Origin of the sequence: Mycobacterium sp. 852002-51152_SCH6134967, from assembly GCF_001667105.1 — a bacterium.
In the GTDB taxonomy this organism is placed as follows: domain Bacteria; phylum Actinomycetota; class Actinomycetes; order Mycobacteriales; family Mycobacteriaceae; genus Mycobacterium; species Mycobacterium neumannii_A.
Map to the genome: position 1 here is coordinate 22,285 of NZ_LZIK01000016.1, position 20,246 is coordinate 42,530.

The window sequence follows — 20,246 nt, forward strand, 5'->3', positions numbered from 1 at the left end:
TGCTCAGCGGCATCCAGCGCCAGCCCGCTTCCTGCTTGCTGTTCGTCTGATTGCGTGCCATGGCCCCACGCTAACGGCCGAAGACCCGCCCGCTCGGACACCCCGCTACCGGTGTCCCACTCCGGGAAGGAATCGACCGACGGTTGCGAGGTAGTCGCGGTAATCGTCACCGTGCACGGTGAGCAGGTACGGTTCTTCGACGACTCGAACCTGTGTCTCGATCGTCGCGATCAGCAGTACGAATCCGAGCACCGCGACGGGATTCGGTGTGATCAGGGCGATTCCGAAGCCGAACACCATCATCGCGGTGAAGATCGGATTGCGCACCCATCCGAACACGCCGCGACGCACCAACGTCGTCTTCTCACTGGCGTCGACCCCGATGCGCCACGAGTCGCCCATGTCGACCTGCGCGTAGAGCGTTGCGGCGATGCCCGCCACCGCGATCGCGATGCCGGCGATGTTCACCCACGTCCGATCCAGCGGCGCCAGCGGAGCGACGACGTCGGCCAGTTGCAGGATCGGCGCGAACACCGCGGCACCCATCGAAACGACGAACCCCACGCCGGCGAACCATTCGAGCGACAACGGCCGGCCGCTGATACCACGAAAACCGGTCGACCCGGTGCGGCGTTTCTGTTGCCAACTGCGCCAACCGAATCCGAGCAAGGCGAACACCACGAACAGCGCGATGGCGACGATCGGCATGCCCACCCCTTTCTCGACGCTCACCCGCAGCACGGGTCCCCGCGCCACGCCTCGACCCCTTCGCGGACCGCGATCACCGCGACCCCGAGCGCGGCGACGGGGTCGGCCCACGACCAGCCGAACAAGCCGTTGAGAACCAGGCCCGCCAACACGATCGCCGACAGGTAGGCGCAGAGCAGGGTCTGTTTGGAATCGGCGACCGCCGACGTCGACCCGAATTCGCGGCCGGCCCGTCGCTGCGCCAACGACAGCACCGGCATGATCACCAGGCTCAGTGCGGCCAGCACGATGCCGATTACGGAGGGTGCGGCCTCACCTCGGCCGGTCAGCGTCAGCACCGCGTCGGCGGCGACGTACGCGGCGAGTGCGAAGAACGAGCACGCGATGAATCGCAGCGCGGTGTTCTCCCGCGTTTCGGGATCGCGTGCAGAGAACTGCCATGCGACGGCCGCTGCGGAGGAGACCTCGACGACCGAATCCAGGCCGAACCCGACCAGGGCCGACGACGACACTCGGGCGCCCTCGGCCAGCGCGATGATCGCCTCGATGACGTTGTAGGTGATCGTGGCCGCCACCAACCAGCGAATCCGGCGCGCCAGGACCGTACGCCGGGTTTCGCTCGGTGTGGCCATCAGCAGCAGGCGTCGTCGGCGGCGGCGGGGCAGCAGGCCGGATCGACCTCGAGCACCAGACCGACCAGGTCGTCGAGCGCGTGTGCGATGCGCCCATCGGCGAGTTCGTAGCGGTTGCGCCGGCCCTCGGGCTGCGCGGTCACCAGACCGCAGCCCCGCAGGCACGCCAGGTGGTTGGACAGGATCTGGCGGGAGACGCCGATCTTGTCGGCCAGCTCCGACGGATATCCGGGTCCGTCGCGCAGGATCAGCAGAATCTCGGCGCGGGTCGGATCCGACAGGGCGCAACCGAACCGCGACAGCGCATCGCTGCGAGTGACCGTCTGCATGCCGCAAACAGTACATCACGAGCTGAACTATTTCCTTGCGATTTCGGTGTAGTTGGTTGCGGTCAGCGACACCAAGTACACCCAAATCGCGGCCCTAGAGGCGGCCGTCGATGCGCAGGTTCGGGTGCACCCAGTTGGGCGACCGACGCTCCTTGAAGGCCATGAAGCCCTCGATGGACTCGGGCGCGCCCAGGCTGGCCTGCATACCGATGCGGTCGTAGAGGCCGATGTAGTTGTCCAGGCTGGACTTGACGACGGTTCGAGCCGCGGGCGCGGTGCGACAGCACTGGGCGAGGACCTCGCGAGCCGCCTCGGCCAGCTCATCGTGGGGCACCACGCGCGCCACCATGCCCCAGTCGTGTGCCTCGGCGGCGGTCAACGTGCGCCCGGTGAACATCAGGTCGCGGGTGCGCACGGGCCCGATCAGTCGGGCCAACATGTGGCTGTAGTACGTGTCGGCGATCCCGCGGTACAACTCGGGCACCCGGAATGTGGCCCGCTCGCTGACCACGGCGATGTCGGCGCACAGCGCGATCTGCAGCCCACCGCCCTGGCACAACCCGTTCACCGCGGCGACCACGGGTTTGGCGGACTGGCGCAGCGTGTCGAACGGCAACGCGTCCATCCCCAGCGCAGGCCCGAACGTCATCCAGTTGTCGGCACCGCCCCCACCCATGTCCCCGCCGGGTGCGAAGACGTCGCCGGTGCCCGTGATCAGCAATCCGGCGAGATCAGGGTCGCTCTCGACATGCTTGACGGCGTACTTGATGCCGAAGTACATCGCGGGGGTCATCGCGTTGCGCGCCTCCGGCCGGTCGAGCCGGCACACCCCGAACGCACCCTCGCGGGTGAACTTCAGGAACGGGGTGCCGAGCCAGTCGCCGTCGGGAGGCCGGGGGGCGTCGGTGGTGCTCGGCTGGGTGGTCGTCATAACTGCCTTTCTGTTGCTCTGTTGGACACAGCGTCGTCGATGGCTTCGGCATAGGGCGCGCAGTCACCCGCCCCCGGTACGAGTGTCGACAGGGCCGCCGCGGCGCAGGCTCGGCGCAGCGCGACTTCGTGGCCGTCGAGCCAGTGCGTGGCGAGCACACCGGCGAACACGTCACCCGCGCCGGTGGTGTCGACCGCGCGCACCGCGGGGGAAGGGACGCTGAAGCGTTCGCCGTCGCCGAGGTAGCTCGCGCCGCGCGCCCCGCGGGTGATCACGAGGTGGGGGACCGGCCAGTGCCACGCGCCCGCTTCGGTTTCGTTGACCACGACCACATCGGCCAGCTCGGACAAGGCGAGCAGATCGTGCGGCGGGGCCCCGGCCGGCGAGGCGTTGACGATGACGGCCGCGCCTGCGGAGGACGCCACCTGCGCGGCGGCGAGCGCGGTCGCGATCGGGATCTCCAGCTGCAGCAACACGACGTCGCTGTCGGAGATGGCGGCGCGGACCTCGGCGGAGTCCACGCTCAGTGCCCCGTTGGCACCCGGAGCGACCACGATCGTGTTCTCCGCCGACGAGTCCACGGTGATCACGGCCGACCCGCTCGGTCCCGGCACCGTGACAACGCCGTCGAGTGCGACGCCGTTGGCGGCCAGGTGGTGGCGCAACATCTCCGCCGACCCGTCGTCTCCGAGCGCGGCGACCAGTCGCACCGTCGCGCCTGCCCTGGCCGCGGCGACCGCTTGGTTGCCGCCCTTGCCGCCCGGAGCCATCGACAGACCCGACGCCAGCACGGTCTGGCCCGGGCGGGGCAGGGTGCGCACGGTGAAAGTCAGATCAGCGTTGACACTGCCGACCACGCATACCCGGCTGCAGTCCCGCGGCGCCATGGCTCCCAACGCTAATGCAGGGCCCCCGCCTGACACGTGTCGAACGTCCGAACCTCGTTCGATACCCTGGATAAATGAGTGTGGAGGCACCCGTCGGCGCTGTCGGCGCCGATCTGCGCCAGCAGGTGCACGACGCCGCCCGCCGGGCTCGCCTGGCGGCGCGCGCGCTGGCCACCCTGAGTTCGGAAACCAAGAACCGTGCGCTGAACACCGCCGCCGACCACGTGCTGATGTCGGCGGGCCAGATCCTCGAGGCCAACGAGCGCGACCTCGACGTCGCCCGTGCCGCAGGCACCCCCGAGGCAATGCTCGATCGGCTCGCGCTGAACCCGAAACGGATCGACGGCATCGCCGACGGGTTGCGTCAGGTGTCTCGGTTGCCCGATCCGCTCGGTGAGGTGTTGCAGGGCCGCACGCTGCCCAACGGCTTGCGGCTGCGCCAGGTGCGCGTGCCGCTCGGCGTCGTCGGAATCGTCTATGAAGGCCGGCCCAACGTGACGGTCGACGCGTTCGGGTTGACACTCAAATCCGGCAACGCGGTGCTGCTGCGCGGTAGCTCGTCGGCGGCCAACTCCAACGCCGCACTGGTCAACGCGCTGCGGGCCGCACTGGCCACCGAACTGCTCGAGGTGGACGCCGTGCAGTTGCTGCCCAGCGCCGACCGCGCGAGCGTGACGCATCTGATCCAGGCCCGCGGGCTCGTCGACGTCGTCATCCCCCGCGGCGGCGCGGGTCTCATCGACGCCGTCGTCCGTGACGCGACCGTGCCGACGATCGAAACCGGTGTCGGCAATTGCCATGTGTACGTGCATGAATCGGCCGACCTCGACGTCGCCGAACGAATCCTGCTCAACGCCAAGACCCGTCGACCCAGCGTCTGCAACGCCGCCGAGTCGGTTCTGATTGACGCCGCCATCGTCGACCGTGCGTTGCCGCGGCTGACCGAGGCGCTGCGACACGCCGGTGTGACGGTGCACGACGATCCGTCGGACGACGAGTTGCGCGCCGAGTTCTTGTCGATGGACATCGCGGTGGCGGTGGTCGACGGTGTCGATGCCGCGATCGCCCACATCAACGAATACGGCACCGGACACACCGAAGCCATCGTCGCCACCGATCTGGCTGCCGCGCAACGCTTCACCGAACGCGTCGATGCCGCCGCGGTGATGGTGAACGCGTCGACGGCGTTCACCGATGGCGAGCAGTTCGGGTTCGGCGCCGAGATCGGCATCTCCACCCAGAAGCTGCACGCCCGCGGACCCATGGGTCTGCCCGAACTGACCTCGACCAAATGGATCGTGTGGGGCGACGGTCACACTCGCCCCGCCTGAACAGGAGACTTATCCGTGAGCGTCCCCGCGCGCCCAGCGCCGCTCTTCGCTGACATCGAAGATGTCGGCAGGCGACTCGCCGAAACCGGCTATCTTCCCGACACCGCAACCGCCACAGCGGTTTTCCTGGCCGATCGGTTGGGCAAGCCATTGTTGGTGGAAGGGCCCGCCGGGGTCGGCAAGACCGAGCTGGCCCGCGCCGTCGCGCAGTCGACGGGTTCGGGTCTGGTGCGGCTGCAGTGCTACGAGGGCGTCGACGAGGCCCGCGCCCTCTACGAGTGGAACCACGCCAAGCAGATCCTGCGGATCCAGGCCGGGCACGGTGACTGGGACGCCACGCGCGACGACGTGTTCTCCGAGGAGTTCCTGCTCTCGCGCCCGCTGCTCACCGCGATCCGGCGCACCGAGCCGACGGTGCTGCTGATCGACGAGACCGACAAGGCCGACATCGAGATCGAAGGCCTGCTGCTGGAGGTGCTCTCGGACTTCGCGGTGACCGTGCCGGAGTTGGGCACCATCACCGCCGAGCGGCCGCCGTTCGTCGTGCTCACCTCCAACGCCACGCGGGAGCTGTCCGAGGCGCTCAAACGTCGCTGCCTGTTCCTGCACATCGACTTCCCCGATCCCGACCTGGAACGGCGGATCCTGCTGTCGCGGGTGCCCGAGTTGCCCGAGCGCCTCGCCGACGAACTGGTCAAGGTCATCGGTGTGCTGCGGGGGATGCAGCTCAAGAAGCTTCCGTCGGTGGCCGAGACGATCGACTGGGGCCGCACGATCTTGGCCCTGGGCCTGGACACCATCGACGATGCGACGATCGCGGCCACCCTCGGGGTGGTGCTCAAACATCAGTCGGACCAGATCAAGGCGTCCGGCGAGCTGAGGCTCAACTGACATGGCCGTCCGCCGGACCCGACCGCCGCAGCCGCTGGCACCGCACGGCCTGCCCGGTCATCTCGTCGGGTTCGTCGAAGCGCTACGAGCACAAGGTATCTCGGTTGGACCGTCGGAGACCGTAGACGCCGGACGGGTGCTCTCGGTGCTGGGACTGGGCGATCGCGACGCGTTGCGCGAAGGCATCGCGTGCGCGGTGCTGCGCCGCCCCGACCACCGCGACACCTACGACGCGATGTTCGACCTGTGGTTCCCCGCCGCGCTGGGCGCCAGGACGATCCTGGTCGAGGACGACGACGACACCGACGCCGACGAGCCGGGTCTGCCGGCCGAAGACGTCGAGGCGATGCGCGCGGCGCTGCTGGACATGCTGGCCGAAAACCAGGACCTGGCCAACCTCGACGAGCGGATGGCCGCGATGATCGCCCAGATCGTCGAGGCCTACGGCCGGTACAACTCCAGTCGGGGCCCGTCGTACTCGTCGTACCAGGCGCTCAAGGCCATGAATCTGGACGACCTCGAGGGCCGGCTGCTGGCCGGCCTGCTGGCGCCCTACGGCGATGAGCCGACACCGACGCAGGAGCAGATCGCCAAAGCGCTTGCCGCGCAACGCATCAACCAGCTGCGCAAGATGGTGGAGGGCGAGACCAAACGGCGCACCGCCGAGCAGCTCGGCCGCGACCACGTGCAGATGTACGGGGTGCCTCAGCTCGCCGAGAACGTCGAGTTCCTGCGCGCCTCCGGGGATCAGCTGCGCCAGATGCGCCGGGTGGTCCAACCGCTGGCCCGCACGCTGGCGACCCGCCTGGCCGCGCGGCGACGACGGTCGCGCGCCGGTGAGATCGACCTGCGCAAGACGCTGCGCAAATCGATGTCCACGGGCGGGGTGCCGATCGACGTCGTGCTCAAGAAACCCCATCCGGCGCGGCCAGAGCTGGTTGTGCTGTGCGACGTGTCGGGTTCGGTCGCCGGCTTCAGCCACTTCACGCTGCTGCTGGTGCACGCGCTGCGCCAGCAGTTCAGTCGGGTTCGCGTCTTTGCCTTTATCGACACCACCGACGAGGTCACCGAACTGTTCGGGCCCGACGCGGACCTGGCGGTCGCGGTGCAGCGCATCACCCGCGAGGCCGGGGTGTACACCCGCGACGGGCACTCTGACTACGGGCATGCGTTCGTGTCGTTCATGGACCGCTGGCCCAACGCGCTGTCGCCCCGCAGCGCGCTGCTGATCCTGGGCGACGGCCGCAACAACTACCGCAACCCCGAGATCGAGCTGCTCGCCCACATGGTCAACTCGAGTAGGCACGCGCACTGGCTGAATCCCGAGCCACGACACCTGTGGGGCAGCGGCGACTCGGCGGTGCCGCGCTACCAAGACGTCATCACCATGCACGAATGCCGCTCGGCCAAGCAGCTGGCCACGGTGATCGACCAGTTGCTACCGGTCTGACTTGTTCCGCGAATTTGCGTTCCAGCAGAGAAAGTGCGAGTAGAGCCCTGCTGGAATGCCATTTCGCGGCAGCCCCGTAAGCTGGCTATTCGTGGCTCCGCGACGCAGGCTCGGCGTGATGGGTGGGACGTTCGATCCCATCCACAACGGCCACCTGGTGGCCGCTTCCGAGGTGGCCGACCGGTTCGGGCTCGACGAGGTCGTGTTCGTCCCGACTGGACAGCCCTGGCAGAAGGACCGCGATGTCACCGCCGCCGAGGACCGCTACCTGATGACGGTGATCGCCACCGCCGCTAATCCGCGGTTCAGCGTGAGCCGCGTCGACATCGACCGGGGCGGGCCCACCTACACCAAAGACACGCTGCGCGATCTGCATGCGCTCAACCCCGACGCCGATCTGTACTTCATCACCGGGGCCGACGCACTCGCGTCGATCCTGACGTGGCAGAACTGGGAGGACATGTTCGCGATCGCGAACTTCGTGGGCGTCAGCAGGCCCGGCTACGAGCTAGACGGCAAGCACATCGCCGCGGCGGTCAAGGAGTTGCCCGACGATGCGCTGCGGCTGGTCGAGGTGCCCGCGCTGGCCATCTCCTCGACCGACTGCCGGAATCGCGCCCAGGAGAACCGGCCGATCTGGTACCTGGTGCCGGACGGCGTCGTGCAGTACGTGGCGAAGCGCAAACTCTATGCGCAACCGCTGACAACCCAAGGAAAGCATCAATGAGCGCCTCCGACGAAGCCGTTCGCATGGCGACCGTGGCCGCGAAGGCGGCCGCGTCCAAAGTGGCCGACGACGTGGTCGTGATCGACGTGTCCGGTCAACTCGTCATCACCGACTGCTTCGTCATCGCGTCGGCCTCCAACGAGCGTCAGGTCAATGCGATCGTCGACGAGGTCGAGGAGAAGATGCGCCTGGCCGGCTACAAACCGGCCCGCCGCGAAGGCGCCCGCGAAGGCCGCTGGACGCTACTGGACTACGTCGACATCGTGGTGCACATCCAGCATCAGGACGAGCGCAACTTCTATGCGCTGGACCGCTTGTGGAAAGACTGCCCGACCATCCCCGTCGATATCGGTGAGCCGTCGGTGCAGGCAGCCGCGGACGAGGACGGCGGGCCGTGAGGAGGATCCGGCGCCTGGTCATGCTCCGGCACGGGCAGACCGAGTACAACGCGGGCAGCCGAATGCAGGGCCAGCTGGACACCGACCTGAGCGATCTGGGACGTCATCAAGCCGTCGCCGCCGCCGAGGTGTTGGCCAAACGCCGACCGCTGGCGATCGTGTCGTCGGATCTGCGCCGCGCCCTCGACACCGCGGTCGCGCTGGGCGAACACGCCGGAATGCCGGTGAGCGTCGACACCCGCCTGCGGGAGACCCACCTCGGCCAGTGGCAGGGGATGACGCACCTGGAGGTCGACGCCGTCGCGCCGGGAGCCAGGCTGGCATGGCGCGACGACTCGCGGTGGGCGCCGCCGGGCGGTGAGAGCCGCGTCGACGTCGCCGCGCGCAGCAGGCCGCTGGTCGACGAGCTCGTCGACGAACACGCCGAGTGGGGGCTGGACCAGTCCGGCGACGGACCGGACCGGCCGGTGGTGCTGGTCGCCCACGGCGGATTGATCGCCGCGCTGACCGCCTCGCTGCTCGACCTGCCGGTGGACAACTGGCCGATCCTGGGCGGGATGGGCAACGCCAGCTGGGTGCAGCTGTCCGGCCACAGCGCCGTCGACGCGGCAGCCGACGATGTCCGCTGGCGGCTCGACGTGTGGAACGCCTCAGCGCAGGTTGCCGGCGATGTCCTCTGAGCGTCAGACCCTGCTGGTCTTCTGCGATTCCTTGTCCTACTACGGGCCGACCGGCGGGCTGCCTTCCGACGATCTGCGTATCTGGCCCAACATTGTTGCCGCACAACTGGGTTGGGACGTCGAGCTGATCGGGCGGATCGGTTGGACGTGTCGCGACGTGTGGTGGGCGGCCACACAGGATCCGCGGGCCTGGGCGGCGTTGCCGCGGGCCGGTGCGGTCGTGTTCGCCACGGGCGGGATGGATTCGCTGCCGTCGCCGCTGCCGACCGCGCTGCGCGAACTCATCCGCTACGTGCGCCCGCCGTTGCTGCGGCGCTGGGTGCGTGACGGGTACTGCTGGGTGCAGCCGCGCCTGTCGCCGGTGGCGCGAGCGGCGCTGCCCCCGCACCTGTCCGTCGAGTACCTCGAGATGACGCGTGGTGCGATCGACTTCAACCGCCCCGGGATTCCCGTCGTCGCGTGCCTGCCCTCGGTGCACATCGCCGACACGTACGGCAGGGCGCACCACGGCCGCGCGAGCACGGTCAAGGCGCTCACCGAATGGGCTGGGCAGCACGACGTTCCGCTCGTCGACCTCAAGGCGGCGGTCGGTGAGTACGTCATGAGCGGACAGGGCAACCCCGACGGGATCCACTGGAACTTCGAAGCCCATCAGGCCGTCGCGGACTCGATGCTCAAGGCGCTCGCCGAAGCCGGCGTGCCATGTCGGTGATCGTGGTGACCGACTCGTCGTCGCGGTTGGCGCCCGACGAGTTGAAACAGTGGGACATCCGGCAGGTGCCGTTGCATGTGCTGGTCGATGTGATCGATCTGCGGGACGGGATCGACGAGGTGCCCTACGACATTCACGACGTACCGCGCGCCAGCACCGCCGGAGCGGCGCCCGCCGACCTCGCGGACACCTACCGGCAAGCGCTGCGGGACAGTGGCGGCGACGGCGTGGTCGCGGTCCACCTGTCGTCGGCGCTGTCGAGCAGTTACAGTTCGGCGGTTCAGGCGGCCCGCGAGTTCGGATCGTCGGTGCGGGTGGTGAACTCGCGGTCGGCGGCGATGGGGGTGGGCTTCACGGCCGTGGCGGCGGCCAAGGCCGCCGCGTCCGGCTCGGACTTGGATTCGGTTGAGGCCGTTGCTCGTTCGGCGGCTCAGCGCACCCATGCGTTCATCGTGGTGCATCGGCTGGACAACCTGCGGCGAAGCGGACGGATCGGGACCGCGGCGTCGTGGTTGGGGACCGCGCTGTCGCTCAAACCGCTGCTGCGCCTCGATGTCGACGGCCGGCTCGTACTCGATCAGCGGATCCGGACGAGCACCAAGGCGCACGCCGCGATGGTGGACCGCATCGCCGACCTCGTCGGTGAGCGTCAGGCGTCGATCGCCGTGCACCATGTCGACAACCACGACGGCGCCGACCAGGTCGGCGCCGCACTGACCGATCGGCTTCCTCAACTCGAATCGCTCACCGTCACCGATATGGGGCCGGTGCTGGCGATTCATCTCGGCGCCGGTGCGATCGGCGTCGTCGTCCAACTGGCCGTATAACGTCCGCCGAAACACTTTTCCGGCTCTCACCCGCGGTTCACATACACAACAGTGCGCTCAATGGGGCCTTGTGGCAGAGATTGGTAAGTGATAACTTACGGTTCGTGCTGACTTACCAAGAGGGCGACGCCTGGGTGGCGATGGCCGACCGCACCCGGCGGTCGATCGTCGAACGCCTCGCACACCGGCCGATGGCGGTGGGTGAGCTGGCGCGCGAACTTCCGGTCAGCAGGCCGGCGGTGTCTCAGCACCTCAAGGTGCTCAAGCTCGCGGGCTTGGTGTGCGACCGCGCCGACGGCACCCGCCGCGTCTATCAACTGGACCCGGGAGGCTTGGCCGCGATGCGGGCCGAACTCGATCGGTTCTGGATGCAGGCGCTGGCCGGTTTCAAAGAGATAGTCGAGAGCGAAGGAGATCCACCATGACCTCAGCCCAGTCCGCGGTCATCCGCCACGACATCACGGTCAAAGCTCCTCTCGAGCGGGCGTTTCAGGTGTTCACCGCGAGATTCGGCGACTTCAAGCCCCGCGAGCACAACCTGCTCGGCGTGCCGATCGCGGAGACGGTGCTGGAACCCCGCGCCGGCGGTCGCATCTACGACCGCGGTGTCGACGACAGCGTGTGCGTGTGGGCGCGGGTTCTCGTCTTCGACCCTCCGCGCCGCCTCGTCTTCTCGTGGGACATCGGCACGACGTGGCAGGTCGAATCGGATCCGGCGCGGTGCAGCGAGGTGGAGGTGCTGTTCACCGCCGAGGCGGACGGCCGCACGCGCGTCACCCTCGAGCATCGCCACATCGAACGACACGGCGACGGTTGGGATTCCGTGGCTTCCGGTGTCGGCGGAGATGCGGGTTGGCCGTTGTACCTGCGCCGGTTCGGTGAGCTGCTGGAGTTGGAGGCGCAGTGACAGCGCCGATGCAGATGGCACGCGAGGAGCGCGAGGATTTCGCCGCGCTGCTCGACCAGTTGACCCCAGAGCAATGGGATCAGCCGAGTTTGTGCACGGACTGGCGGGTTCGCGATGTGGTCGCCCACGTCATCAGTTACGAGGAACTGAGCCGGCCCCGCGCAGTGGCCCGCATGGCATTGGGCATGCTGCGCCACAGGAATCCGAACGCGATCGGGGTCGCGTTGAACGCGGACAAGTCACCGTCGGAACTCACCGCGCTCATGCGCAAGTACGCCCGGCCGCGCGGCAGCACGGCCGGATTCGACGGACGGATCGCGCTCACCGACGGGATGGTCCATCAACAAGACATCCGCCGACCGCTCGACATGCCGCGCTTGATCAAACCCGAAAGACTGGTCGTTGCATTGGAATTCGCCAAGTACGCGCCCTTCTTGAGGGGAGCGTGGCGGGCGCGCGGGCTACGACTCGTCGCGACGGATCTCGACTGGACTCATGGCAGCGGCCCGGAGGTGCGGGGTAGCGGCGAGGCGCTGCTGATGGCGATGGCTGGGCGAGGCGCTGCGCTCAGCGATCTCGACGGGCCCGGGAAAGCGAGACTGGCGCAGCGGCTCTGAGGATGTGGCGCCGTTGGGTTCACACCGCCGCGCGCCCGGTGATCGGCGGAAGGTCTTTGAGCGTCACGATGCCCGCAGGCGCCGCCACCACTGCGGGTACGGCGTTGGTCACCGGCAGCGCGGTGTAGATCATGCCCAGGCCCATGAAGCCGGGTTCCGTCCAGTCCCTCGGCGGCAGGCAATGTAGCACCGTGCGCATGTTGGGCAGCCCGAACACCTGGATCACATGGCCGTGTTCGAGCGGCTTCGGCGGGGTGACGTGTTCGCCCATGATCCAGTTGAACCCGACGCTGACGACGTTCTTTTCACCCACCCAACCGCGGTGGTAACCGTGGACCCCGGCGACCGTGCCCTCGGGAATCCGCATGAACCCGAGATCGGAATCGCCGGTGGCCGCGGTGAACGTGACGTCGAAGGTCATCCGGTCGAGCGTGGCGCCGATCGCGTCGGCCATCATCGCCGCCGACTCGGCGAACACCTCGCTTTCGCGCCGCACACGTTCGGCCAGGCCGGGGGTGTCCGGATCCTGCGAAAAGCCCATCGCGGTCTGCGTTCCCGCCGACTCATAGGTCGAACAATCCACCGACTCGGTGATACGGATCTCGTCGACGCGTTCGCAGGCGCCCGAGAGCACCATCCCCACCATGTTGCTCATACCGGGATGCGCACCGCTGCCGAAGATCGTCGAATTGCCCTTCTCGCAGGCCTTTCGGATCCTATCGAGGTCCTCGGGGGACTGCTTGCCGCCGGTGATCCACGCCGCGCTCGAGCAGACGTTGACACCTGCCTCGAGAAGCCGAGCCAACTCGTCGATGTCGGGCCACAACGGGTTGTAGCAGCAGGCGTCGGGTCGTTGGGCCAGAAGCGCATCGATGTCGTTGGTGGCCGTCACTCCGGTGGGTTCGGGCCAGCCGGCCAGTTCCGCCGCGTCGACGCCGACCTTGTCGGCGCCGTGGGCGTAGACACCGACGAGCTCCATATCGTCGCGCCCGATGATCGCGTGCAGCGACCGGCGGCCGATGTTGCCGGTCGTCCACTGAATGACCCGCAGCGGCCGGTCGGGTGTCGTCACGAAAACTCCTTGGTGTCGGCGATTCACATATGGGTGCCGCCGTCGACGCGGACCTCGGTACCGGTGACGAAGTAGGCCTCCGGCGCAGCGAGCATGGCGACGACGGCCGCGACGGCGTCGGGTTTGGCGAACATCCCGTCACCGTCGACGGGCAGTGTCGGCATGATCTTGCCGAACAGTGTGTAGTCGGCGTCCTCCGGCAGGCCGGGTCCGACGCTTTGGCCGGATTGCCCTGTGCCGTCGGTCATTCCCGATGAGATCGACCCGGGTTGGACGCAGTTGAACCTGATGCCCTGCTTGCTGAACTCCAGTGCCAACGTGTGCGTCATCGCCTGGATGCCGCCCTTGGACGCCGCGTAGGCCGACATGTAGGGATGCGCGAAGCTCGCCGACGTCGAGCTGAAGTTGACCACCGCCGGGGCAGTGCCGATGCGCAGCGCGGGCAGGGCTTCGCGGGTGACCAGAAACGTCCCGATGAGGTTGATGCGTAAAACCTGTTCGAAGTCGGCAAGCGTGGTGTCGGCAAAGTGCGACGACCGGAGGATGCCCGCGGCGTTGACGAGCGCATCGAGACCGCCCATTGTGGCGACGGCGCGTGCGACCCCGGCTTGCACCGAATCCTCGCTGCCGACGTCCATCACCACGGTGGTCAGTCCTGCGGTCGTCTCACCGGCCTTGGCCTCGGTGTCGGCCAGCCCGGCCTCGCTGACGTCGGCGGCGACCACGGTGCCACCCTCGTCGAGGATCCGCAGGACCGTCGCCTGACCGATACCGGATCCGCCTCCGGTGATCAGCACCCGACGGTCGGTGAACCGCTGCAACGTCGCCACCGGGGGAATGCTAGTGCGTTCGCGCGGCGCGGCTGGGCTATTCCGGGTCTCGCTCGGCGGGGTCTTCGGAGGCGGACGCTTCGGAGGCGGATGCGTCCGCCGGGCGGGAGTCGTCGGCAGGCTCGCCGCCGGCGGTACCGGGGCCGGCAGGCAACGCCGGCGTTTCGGATCCGTCGGGCAACGACAGCGCCACCCCTAGCGCGAGGAAGAACAGGATGAACAACGGCCCGCCGAGGTACGTGTTCATCGGCCCACCCGGGGAGATGAAGCTTCCCGGCGGCCCGATGATCGTGATGGTCTCGATCAGCTGCTCGACGGCGAAGACCGCGGCGACGATGCCGAGCCAGCGGGGGAAGCGTCCCTCGTTGGCCGCCAATAGGATCGGTGCGGCGACCATGATGTTCGCCACGGTCAGCAGGGGTCCGAACATCGTGACCACGTCGGCGAGCGCCCGCGCGGTTCCGGAGCCGAGATCGCCGGGGTGCAGCGATAACCCTGCGGTGAACCAAGTCGCGATGCTGATCTGGACGAGGACGACGGCCGACCCGATGGTGAACACGAACGCGTACGGTCCCGCGAGTCGGTCGCGGGCATGGCCGAGCACCACCACCAGAGCCAGCGCACCGAACGCCAGCAACAGTGCCTGGGTCCGCATCGCGCCGGAGTGTTCGTTGAGATGGGTGACGATGTCGAGGCCCGGGTGGTCGATGCCGGGCAACGCCGGAACCATCAGCAGCGCAACGGCGTACAGCACCGCGAACGCGACGGCCGCGACCATCGGCACTCGACGATCCACAGCAACACTGTAAACATCGGCCCTATCCCCAACGCTCATTTCATCCACAGGGCGAGTCGCCGGCCGCCGCCGGCGAGCCCCGCGGTCGGTTCCCGCGCCTAACTTCACTGGCATGCGGACTGAATTGCCTGCCGAGCGCGTGCAGCGCAGGCTGGGTGGGGAAGTGGAGCCCGAACCGGACGATGAGGGTCGGCCACCGGACACGTCGTTGACGCGCTGGTTGCCGGAATCCGCAGGCAGCGGCGCGGCCGGTTGGCTCGCGGCGGTCCGCGCAGATCCCGGTCGCGCCGGGGTCGTGGCGCTCGGTGGCGTCGGTCTCATTGCCGTGCTGGTGACGGTGTTCGTGCTGCTGCGTGACGACACCCCAGCGGTAGCGGCGGCCAAACTGCCGCCGGTGCAGATGGTTTCGTCGGCCAGCCCGACACCCGGTGGCACGCCGCCCGAACCAGGAGCCCCCGTCGTCGTCAGCGTCGTGGGCCTGGTCCACAAGCCGGGACTGGTCACGCTGGCTCAAGGCGCTCGGATCGCCGACGCGCTCACCGCGGCGGGTGGGCCGCTGGACGGCGCCGACCTGGTGGGGCTCAACATGGCCAGACGGATCGCCGACGGTGAGCAGATCGTCGTGGGCATCGCGCCTGCGGCGGGTGAACCGGCCGCCATGGGGAGCTCGGTCAGCACGGGCGTCGCGGCGCCGGCGTCGACGAACACGCCGTCGACGGGGGACAGCGGCGCACCGGCGGGCGGCACGGTTGACCTGAACACCGCGACGGTCGAGCAGCTCGACACGCTGCCCGGCATCGGGCCGGTGACGGCCGCGGCGATCGTGGCCTGGCGCGACGCCAACGGCCGGTTCACCAGCGTCGAGCAGCTCGGCGACGTCGACGGCATCGGACCGGCGCGGCTGGAGAAGCTGCGCGACCTCGTGCATGTGTGACTCCGGTGGCGGACGCCGACGCTGCCCCACTGGATCTGCGCCTGGTCCCGGCGGCGCTGACCGGTTGGGCGGTGACCGGCGCCGGAATCCTGTGGCCCGTCGGGGGATCAGCGGTCGCCGCCGTCGGCGCGGTGGCGGCCACCGCGGCGCTGGGGTGGTGGGGTAGTGGACGGCGAGCGGCGACCGACGGCAAGGGTGTCGGCGCGAGCGTGCTGGCGGTCGGGCTGGTAGCGGCGGGCTTCGCGATCGCGATCGGTTTGCGGGTCGACGAGGTGCGCGAGCATCCGGTCACCCAGCGCTACGGCACGGCCGCCGCCGTCGTGGTCACCCCGACGGAAAGCCCCCGTGCGCTCGGCGGCAACCGGACGATGTTCCGTGGCGCCCTCGTGGTGCTGGACGGACACGAGATGTCGGGCCGCGTCGTGGTTTTCGCGTCGACCAGTCGCATCGCCGAGCTGACCGCAGGCACACCGGTGGCGTTTCGGGCTCGCATCGGGCCGCCCACGCGACGCGAACTCAGCGTGGCGGTGCTGTCGGCGATCGGCGATCCCACCTACGGCGAGGCGTCCGCCGTCCAACGTGCGGCCGCTGAGGTCCGCGCCGGATTCGCCGAGGCCGCGCGGCGGTCGCTGCCCGCCGATCAGGCGGCGATGCTGCCCGCGCTCGTGCTCGGCGACACGTCGAGTGTGCCGCGTCAGACGACGGCCGACTTCCGTGCGGCGGGTTTGACCCATCTCACCGCGGTGTCCGGGGCGAACGTAACGATCGTGTGCGGCGCAGTGCTGTTGACCGCGGGTTTCGTCGGGCCACGGGCGGCCGTCGGCCTGGCGGCGGTCGCACTGCTGGCGTTCGTGGTGGTGGTGCAGCCGACGGCGAGTGTGCTGCGCGCCGCGGTGATGGGGGCGATCACGTTGTTGGCGGTGTTGTCGCACCGGCGCCGCCAGGCCATTCCCGCGTTGTCGGCCAGCGTGCTGGCGTTGATGATCGGATCGCCAGAGTTGGCCGTCGATGTCGGGTTCGCGCTGTCGGTGTCGGCGACGGCGGCCCTGGTCGTACTCGCGCCGGTGTGGTCGCGGCGCCTCGTCGACCGGGGCTGGCCCAAGCCCGCCGCCGACGCGCTCAGCGTGGCCGCCGCCGCGCAACTGGTCACCGCACCGCTCGTGGCCGGGATGGCCGGGACGTTCAGCGTCGTATCGGTGGCCGCCAATGTCGCGGTGGCCCCGGTGATTCCGCCGATCACCGTGCTCGGCACCGCCGCGGCCGCGCTGGGTGGAATCTGGCCCGCAGGCGCCGACCTGTTGATCCGGTTCACCGGCCCGGAGGTGTGGTGGCTGCTGCACGTGGCTCGCTGGGCGGCGGGTGTGCCGGGGTCGACGGTTTCGGTGCCGTCCGGACTGCCGGGCGTGATGTTGACCGCGGGCCTTGGAGTCGCGGTCGTCCTCGCGTGGCGCTTCCGCTTCGTGCGGATCGCGGCGGGCGCAGCCGCGGTGTGCCTGCTGGCGTGGACGGTGTCGGGGCTGTCGGCCGGCCGTGACACGATCGTGGGGTGAGCGAAGCGTCGCAGTTGCATCTGGTGCTCGGGGACGAGGAGTTGCTGGTCGAACGCGCGGTGGCGGCGGTTCTTCGGGATGTGCGCAAACAGGCGGGCGTCCATGACATTCCGGTCGATCGCCTGCGCGCCGGTGAGGTCAGCACCAGCGAACTGGCCGAATTGTTGAGCCCGTCGCTGTTCGCCGAGGAGCGGGTGGTGGTGTTGGAGTCGGCGGCCGAGGCGGGCAAGGATGCGGCCGCGCTCATCGCCGAGTCTGCGGCGGACCTGCCGCCAGGCACCATGCTCGTCGTCGTGCATTCGGGGGGTGGGCGCGCCAAGGCACTGGCCGATCAGCTCAAGAAGCTCGGCGCGCGGGTGCATCCGTGCGCGCGTATCACCAAGGCCGCCGACCGTGCCGACTTCGTCCGCCGCGAGTTCCGCGCGTTGAAGGTGAAGGTCGGCGAGGACACCGTCACCGCGGTGCTGGACGCGATCGGCTCCGACATCCGCGAGCTGGCGGCTGCCTGTTCACAGTTGGTCACCGACACCGGCGGGGCGGTCGACGCGGAGGCGGTGCGCCGCTACCACTCGGGCAAGGCCGAGGTGAAGGGGTTCGACGTCGCCGACAAGGCGGTCGTCGGCGATGTGGCCGGGGCGGCCGAGGCGCTGCGGTGGGCGATGATGCGCGGCGAACCACACGTCGTGCTGGCCGACGCCCTCGCCGAAGCGGTGCACACCATTGCGCGGGTGCGGCCGCTGTCGGGCGACCCCTACCGGCTGGCGTCAGAGCTGGGCATGCCGCCGTGGCGGGTGCAGAAGGCGCAGAAGCAGGCGCGACGGTGGTCGCACACCACCGTCGCCGAGGCGATGCGGTTGGTGGCCGCCCTCAATGCGGATGTCAAAGGGGCCGCAGCGGACGCGGACTACGCCTTGGAGGCGACGGTGCGGCGCGTCGCCGAGCTCATAGAAGACTGAGCGAACTCGAACGACTCAGAGCTTGTTGAATGCGGAAGCCAGCCCCGACTTGCGGTTGGCGGCCTGGTTCTTGTGGATGACGCCCTTGCTGGCGGCCTTGTCCAGCTGACGGCTGGTCGACGCCAGCAGCTCCTGGGCCTTGTCCTTATCACCGGCCTCGACGGCCGCCCGGAAGCCGCGCACCGCCGTGTGAAGCGACGACTTGACCGACTTGTTGCGCAACCTGCGGCGCTCGTTGGTCCGGTTGCGCTTCTCCTGCGACTTGATGTTGGCCACGCGTGTAGTCCTTCGTAAATCCTGTAGGGGTTTCTCAAAGTCTGATAGGCGCCCGGCACGCGGGCAGCGAGGGTTCAGGTTACCAGCGGAGTGGGTAAATGCCCAAAGTGAGTCCTCTGGCCTGCCGAAACGTCCGAAGTGTTGCAGCATGGCAGGGATGAGCCTGCGTACCCTGCCGACCGAGTCCACGCGACAATCGCGGAGCCCACGTAGGCAGGACAAGCGATATCAGGGCGTCTTCGCCGGATACAGCGATCTCGGTAGCTACGCCGAGGCCTTCGACGAGATGTTCGACGCCCAGGGCAACGTGCGGGGCCCCTACAAGGGCATCTACACCGAGCTCGCCCCGTCGGATGCCTCCGAGCTCGAAGCTCGCGCCGAGGCGCTCGGCCGCGCGTTCATCGACCAGGGCATCACGTTCTCGCTGTCCGGCCAGGAACGTCCCTTTCCGCTCGACCTGGTTCCGCGAGTCATCTCCGCGGCGGAGTGGACGCGCCTGGAACGCGGCATCATCCAGCGGGTCAAGGCGCTCGAGCTCTACCTCGACGACATCTACGGCGAGCAGGAGATCCTGCGCGACGGCGTCATCCCGCGCCGGCTGATCACCTCCTGCGAGCACTTCCACCGCGAGGCCGCGGGCATCGTTCCGCCCAACGGCGTGCGCATCCACGTCGCGGGCATCGACCTCATCCGCGACGCCAAGGGCGACTTCCGCGTGCTTGAGGACAACCTGCGCTCGCCGTCCGGGGTGTCGTACGTGATGGAGAACCGCCGCACCATGGCGCGGGTGTTTCCGAACCTGTTCGCCACCCATCGGGTGCGCGCCGTCGGCGACTACTCGTCGCATCTGCTGCGGTCGCTGCGCAACGCGGCGGCCAACAACGTCGCCGACCCGACCGTCGTCGTGCTCACGCCCGGCGTCTACAACTCGGCGTACTTCGAGCATTCGCTGCTGGCCCGGCAGATGGGCGTCGAGCTGGTGGAAGGCCGCGACCTGTTCTGTCGCGACAACGCCGTCTACATGCGCACCACCGAGGGGGAGCGGCAGGTCGACGTCATCTACCGCCGCATCGACGACGCGTTCCTCGACCCGATGCAGTTCCGGCCGGACTCGGTGCTCGGCGTCGCCGGTCTGCTCAATGCGGCCAGGGCCGGCAACGTCGTGATCTCCAGTGCCGTCGGCAACGGCATCGGCGACGACAAACTCGTCTACACCTACGTGCCGACGATCATCGAGTACTACCTCGGCGAGAAACCGCTGCTGGGAAACGTCGACACGTTTCGGTGCTGGCTCGACGACGAGCGCGAGGAAGTGCTCGACCGCATCGACGAACTCGTCATCAAACCGGTCGAGGGCTCCGGCGGCTACGGCATCGTGTTCGGTCCGGACGCCTCGGAAAAGGAGCTCGCCGCCGTCGCCAAGAAGATCCGCAACGACCCGCGCGGCTGGATCGCCCAGCCCGTCATGCAGCTGTCGACCGTGCCCACCCAGATCGGCGACCAGCTGGTGCCGCGGCACGTCGACCTGCGCCCGTTCGCGGTCAACGACGGCGACGACGTGTGGGTGCTGCCCGGCGGGCTCACCCGCGTCGCGCTGCCCGAGGGCTCGCTGGTGGTCAACTCGAGCCAGGGCGGCGGGTCGAAGGACACCTGGGTGCTGGCGTCGCGCACCTCGGTCGCCGACCGCGAGCTCGGCGCCGCCGAAGTGGTGCGCAAGCTGCCCAAGTCCGCGCGTGGGCCCAAGGCCGAAAGCAGCGACGGGCAGACCCAAGACCAACAACAACAACAGCAGCAGTAGAGGGGTG

General features: G+C 68.8%; 24 protein-coding genes. 15 read left to right on the top strand and 9 right to left on the bottom strand.

The genetic code is table 11. The annotated features are described in order from the left end of the window. Nucleotides 1-105 precede the first annotated feature (105 nt). The 5 genes from A5790_RS04780 to A5790_RS04800 form a co-directional block, all read right to left on the bottom strand. On the bottom strand, nucleotides 106-708 hold the full coding sequence (locus tag A5790_RS04780) for an isoprenylcysteine carboxylmethyltransferase family protein (protein WP_066841802.1): 603 nt from the start codon (nucleotides 706-708) through the stop codon (nucleotides 106-108). A 20-nt stretch (nucleotides 709-728) separates the two neighbouring features. Further along, on the bottom strand, nucleotides 729-1,340 hold the full coding sequence (locus tag A5790_RS04785; RefSeq protein ID WP_066841649.1) for a cation transporter: 612 nt from the start codon (nucleotides 1,338-1,340) through the stop codon (nucleotides 729-731). Next, nucleotides 1,340-1,669, bottom strand: a complete 330-nt coding sequence (locus A5790_RS04790; RefSeq protein ID WP_066841650.1) for a helix-turn-helix transcriptional regulator — start codon at nucleotides 1,667-1,669, stop codon at nucleotides 1,340-1,342. Before A5790_RS04790 ends, A5790_RS04785 begins: the two co-directional genes overlap by 1 nt. Nucleotides 1,670-1,763: 94 nt before the next feature. Then, nucleotides 1,764-2,600 carry an enoyl-CoA hydratase/isomerase family protein gene (locus tag A5790_RS04795; protein WP_066841651.1) on the bottom strand — a complete coding sequence of 279 codons (837 nt, stop codon included), beginning with the start codon at nucleotides 2,598-2,600 and terminating at the stop codon, nucleotides 1,764-1,766. Then, on the bottom strand, nucleotides 2,597-3,487 hold the full coding sequence (locus tag A5790_RS04800) for a ribokinase (protein WP_066841652.1): 891 nt from the start codon (nucleotides 3,485-3,487) through the stop codon (nucleotides 2,597-2,599). The genes A5790_RS04795 and A5790_RS04800 overlap by 4 nt, the downstream gene beginning before the upstream one ends. 74 nt (nucleotides 3,488-3,561) lie before the next feature. Here A5790_RS04800 and A5790_RS04805 point away from each other — a divergent pair, with 74 nt between their 5' ends. The 11 genes from A5790_RS04805 to A5790_RS04855 all read left to right on the top strand — a co-directional run bounded on the left by A5790_RS04805 (nucleotide 3,562) and on the right by A5790_RS04855 (nucleotide 12,027). Beyond that, nucleotides 3,562-4,818 carry a glutamate-5-semialdehyde dehydrogenase gene (locus tag A5790_RS04805; RefSeq protein WP_064396812.1) on the top strand — a complete coding sequence of 419 codons (1,257 nt, stop codon included), beginning with the start codon at nucleotides 3,562-3,564 and terminating at the stop codon, nucleotides 4,816-4,818. A gap of 15 nt (nucleotides 4,819-4,833) precedes the next feature. Further along, entirely contained in the window at nucleotides 4,834-5,709 is an 876-nt protein-coding gene (locus A5790_RS04810; RefSeq protein ID WP_066841653.1) for a MoxR family ATPase, read from the top strand. Between the two features lies 1 nt (nucleotide 5,710). Next, nucleotides 5,711-7,159 carry a VWA domain-containing protein gene (locus tag A5790_RS04815; RefSeq protein ID WP_066841654.1) on the top strand — a complete coding sequence of 483 codons (1,449 nt, stop codon included), beginning with the start codon at nucleotides 5,711-5,713 and terminating at the stop codon, nucleotides 7,157-7,159. 55 nt (nucleotides 7,160-7,214) lie between these two features. Next, nucleotides 7,215-7,886, top strand: coding sequence for a nicotinate-nucleotide adenylyltransferase (gene nadD, locus A5790_RS04820; RefSeq protein WP_082961581.1), 672 nt, complete (start codon nucleotides 7,215-7,217; stop codon nucleotides 7,884-7,886). Beyond that, entirely contained in the window at nucleotides 7,883-8,284 is a 402-nt protein-coding gene (gene rsfS, locus A5790_RS04825) for a ribosome silencing factor (protein ID WP_066841656.1), read from the top strand. Before nadD ends, rsfS begins: the two co-directional genes overlap by 4 nt. A gap of 20 nt (nucleotides 8,285-8,304) precedes the next feature. Then, complete coding sequence (gpgP, locus tag A5790_RS04830) at nucleotides 8,305-8,964, top strand: glucosyl-3-phosphoglycerate phosphatase (protein WP_066841803.1); 660 nt, start codon at nucleotides 8,305-8,307, stop codon at nucleotides 8,962-8,964. Beyond that, nucleotides 8,954-9,676 (top strand): diglucosylglycerate octanoyltransferase, encoded by a 723-nt coding sequence (octT, locus tag A5790_RS04835; RefSeq protein ID WP_066841657.1) that lies wholly within the window; start codon nucleotides 8,954-8,956, stop codon nucleotides 9,674-9,676. Before gpgP ends, octT begins: the two co-directional genes overlap by 11 nt. Next, nucleotides 9,667-10,503 (top strand): DegV family protein, encoded by an 837-nt coding sequence (locus A5790_RS04840; protein ID WP_066841658.1) that lies wholly within the window; start codon nucleotides 9,667-9,669, stop codon nucleotides 10,501-10,503. The genes octT and A5790_RS04840 overlap by 10 nt, the downstream gene beginning before the upstream one ends. Before the next feature lie 140 nt (nucleotides 10,504-10,643). Continuing rightward, entirely contained in the window at nucleotides 10,644-10,928 is a 285-nt protein-coding gene (locus tag A5790_RS04845; protein ID WP_369829765.1) for an ArsR/SmtB family transcription factor, read from the top strand. After that, nucleotides 10,925-11,410, top strand: a complete 486-nt coding sequence (locus tag A5790_RS04850) for an SRPBCC family protein (protein WP_066841660.1) — start codon at nucleotides 10,925-10,927, stop codon at nucleotides 11,408-11,410. The genes A5790_RS04845 and A5790_RS04850 overlap by 4 nt, the downstream gene beginning before the upstream one ends. A gap of 8 nt (nucleotides 11,411-11,418) precedes the next feature. Further along, nucleotides 11,419-12,027 carry a maleylpyruvate isomerase family mycothiol-dependent enzyme gene (locus tag A5790_RS04855; protein ID WP_066841804.1) on the top strand — a complete coding sequence of 203 codons (609 nt, stop codon included), beginning with the start codon at nucleotides 11,419-11,421 and terminating at the stop codon, nucleotides 12,025-12,027. A 19-nt stretch (nucleotides 12,028-12,046) separates the two neighbouring features. On the opposite strand, the gene A5790_RS04860 is transcribed toward A5790_RS04855, so the two are convergent. Genes A5790_RS04860 through A5790_RS04870 form a run of 3 tightly spaced genes read right to left on the bottom strand, consistent with a single transcriptional unit; the run spans nucleotide 12,047 to nucleotide 14,725 of the window. Continuing rightward, nucleotides 12,047-13,099: a dihydrodipicolinate reductase gene (locus A5790_RS04860; protein ID WP_066841661.1), complete on the bottom strand. Its 1,053-nt coding sequence runs from the start codon at nucleotides 13,097-13,099 to the stop codon at nucleotides 12,047-12,049. A 23-nt stretch (nucleotides 13,100-13,122) separates the two neighbouring features. After that, on the bottom strand, nucleotides 13,123-13,929 hold the full coding sequence (locus A5790_RS04865; protein WP_197696710.1) for an SDR family NAD(P)-dependent oxidoreductase: 807 nt from the start codon (nucleotides 13,927-13,929) through the stop codon (nucleotides 13,123-13,125). 37 nt (nucleotides 13,930-13,966) lie between these two features. Continuing rightward, nucleotides 13,967-14,725 carry a hypothetical protein gene (locus A5790_RS04870; RefSeq protein ID WP_231987602.1) on the bottom strand — a complete coding sequence of 253 codons (759 nt, stop codon included), beginning with the start codon at nucleotides 14,723-14,725 and terminating at the stop codon, nucleotides 13,967-13,969. 112 nt (nucleotides 14,726-14,837) lie between these two features. Here A5790_RS04870 and A5790_RS04875 point away from each other — a divergent pair, with 112 nt between their 5' ends. From A5790_RS04875 to holA, 3 genes are read left to right on the top strand one after another with little or no spacing between them, the layout of a single operon-like run. Then, nucleotides 14,838-15,659, top strand: coding sequence for a ComEA family DNA-binding protein (locus A5790_RS04875; protein ID WP_066841662.1), 822 nt, complete (start codon nucleotides 14,838-14,840; stop codon nucleotides 15,657-15,659). 5 nt (nucleotides 15,660-15,664) lie between these two features. Further along, a complete protein-coding gene (locus tag A5790_RS04880) occupies nucleotides 15,665-17,209 on the top strand; it encodes a ComEC/Rec2 family competence protein (protein WP_066841807.1) in 1,545 nt (514 codons plus the stop codon). Between the two features lie 14 nt (nucleotides 17,210-17,223). Beyond that, complete coding sequence (gene holA / locus A5790_RS04885) at nucleotides 17,224-18,165, top strand: DNA polymerase III subunit delta (protein WP_197696717.1); 942 nt, start codon at nucleotides 17,224-17,226, stop codon at nucleotides 18,163-18,165. A 15-nt stretch (nucleotides 18,166-18,180) separates the two neighbouring features. On the opposite strand, the gene rpsT is transcribed toward holA, so the two are convergent. Next, the gene (gene rpsT, locus A5790_RS04890) at nucleotides 18,181-18,441 is read right to left on the bottom strand and encodes a 30S ribosomal protein S20 (RefSeq protein ID WP_064396786.1); all 261 of its coding nucleotides are present in this window, start codon (nucleotides 18,439-18,441) and stop codon (nucleotides 18,181-18,183) included. A gap of 157 nt (nucleotides 18,442-18,598) precedes the next feature. On the opposite strand from rpsT, the gene A5790_RS04895 reads away from it, so the two are divergent. After that, nucleotides 18,599-20,239 carry a circularly permuted type 2 ATP-grasp protein gene (locus A5790_RS04895; RefSeq protein ID WP_318284634.1) on the top strand — a complete coding sequence of 547 codons (1,641 nt, stop codon included), beginning with the start codon at nucleotides 18,599-18,601 and terminating at the stop codon, nucleotides 20,237-20,239. The last annotated feature ends 7 nt before the right edge of the window (nucleotides 20,240-20,246 follow it).

Coding starts and splice junctions, on each gene's coding strand:
- A5790_RS04785 (WP_066841649.1), bottom strand. CDS start 1,340: ATGGCCACACCGAGCGAAACCCGGCGTACGGTCCTGGCGCGCCGGATT.
- A5790_RS04875 (WP_066841662.1), top strand. CDS start 14,838: ATGCGGACTGAATTGCCTGCCGAGCGCGTGCAGCGCAGGCTGGGTGGG.
- A5790_RS04895 (WP_318284634.1), top strand. CDS start 18,599: ATGAGCCTGCGTACCCTGCCGACCGAGTCCACGCGACAATCGCGGAGC.
- A5790_RS04850 (WP_066841660.1), top strand. CDS start 10,925: ATGACCTCAGCCCAGTCCGCGGTCATCCGCCACGACATCACGGTCAAA.
- A5790_RS04855 (WP_066841804.1), top strand. CDS start 11,419: ATGCAGATGGCACGCGAGGAGCGCGAGGATTTCGCCGCGCTGCTCGAC.
- A5790_RS04800 (WP_066841652.1), bottom strand. CDS start 3,487: ATGGCGCCGCGGGACTGCAGCCGGGTATGCGTGGTCGGCAGTGTCAAC.
- rsfS (WP_066841656.1), top strand. CDS start 7,883: ATGAGCGCCTCCGACGAAGCCGTTCGCATGGCGACCGTGGCCGCGAAG.
- A5790_RS04815 (WP_066841654.1), top strand. CDS start 5,711: ATGGCCGTCCGCCGGACCCGACCGCCGCAGCCGCTGGCACCGCACGGC.
- A5790_RS04780 (WP_066841802.1), bottom strand. CDS start 708: ATGCCGATCGTCGCCATCGCGCTGTTCGTGGTGTTCGCCTTGCTCGGA.
- A5790_RS04790 (WP_066841650.1), bottom strand. CDS start 1,669: ATGCAGACGGTCACTCGCAGCGATGCGCTGTCGCGGTTCGGTTGCGCC.
- A5790_RS04840 (WP_066841658.1), top strand. CDS start 9,667: ATGTCGGTGATCGTGGTGACCGACTCGTCGTCGCGGTTGGCGCCCGAC.
- nadD (WP_082961581.1), top strand. CDS start 7,215: ATGCCATTTCGCGGCAGCCCCGTAAGCTGGCTATTCGTGGCTCCGCGA.
- gpgP (WP_066841803.1), top strand. CDS start 8,305: ATGCTCCGGCACGGGCAGACCGAGTACAACGCGGGCAGCCGAATGCAG.
- A5790_RS04795 (WP_066841651.1), bottom strand. CDS start 2,600: ATGACGACCACCCAGCCGAGCACCACCGACGCCCCCCGGCCTCCCGAC.
- A5790_RS04845 (WP_369829765.1), top strand. CDS start 10,644: ATGGCCGACCGCACCCGGCGGTCGATCGTCGAACGCCTCGCACACCGG.
- octT (WP_066841657.1), top strand. CDS start 8,954: ATGTCCTCTGAGCGTCAGACCCTGCTGGTCTTCTGCGATTCCTTGTCC.
- A5790_RS04805 (WP_064396812.1), top strand. CDS start 3,562: ATGAGTGTGGAGGCACCCGTCGGCGCTGTCGGCGCCGATCTGCGCCAG.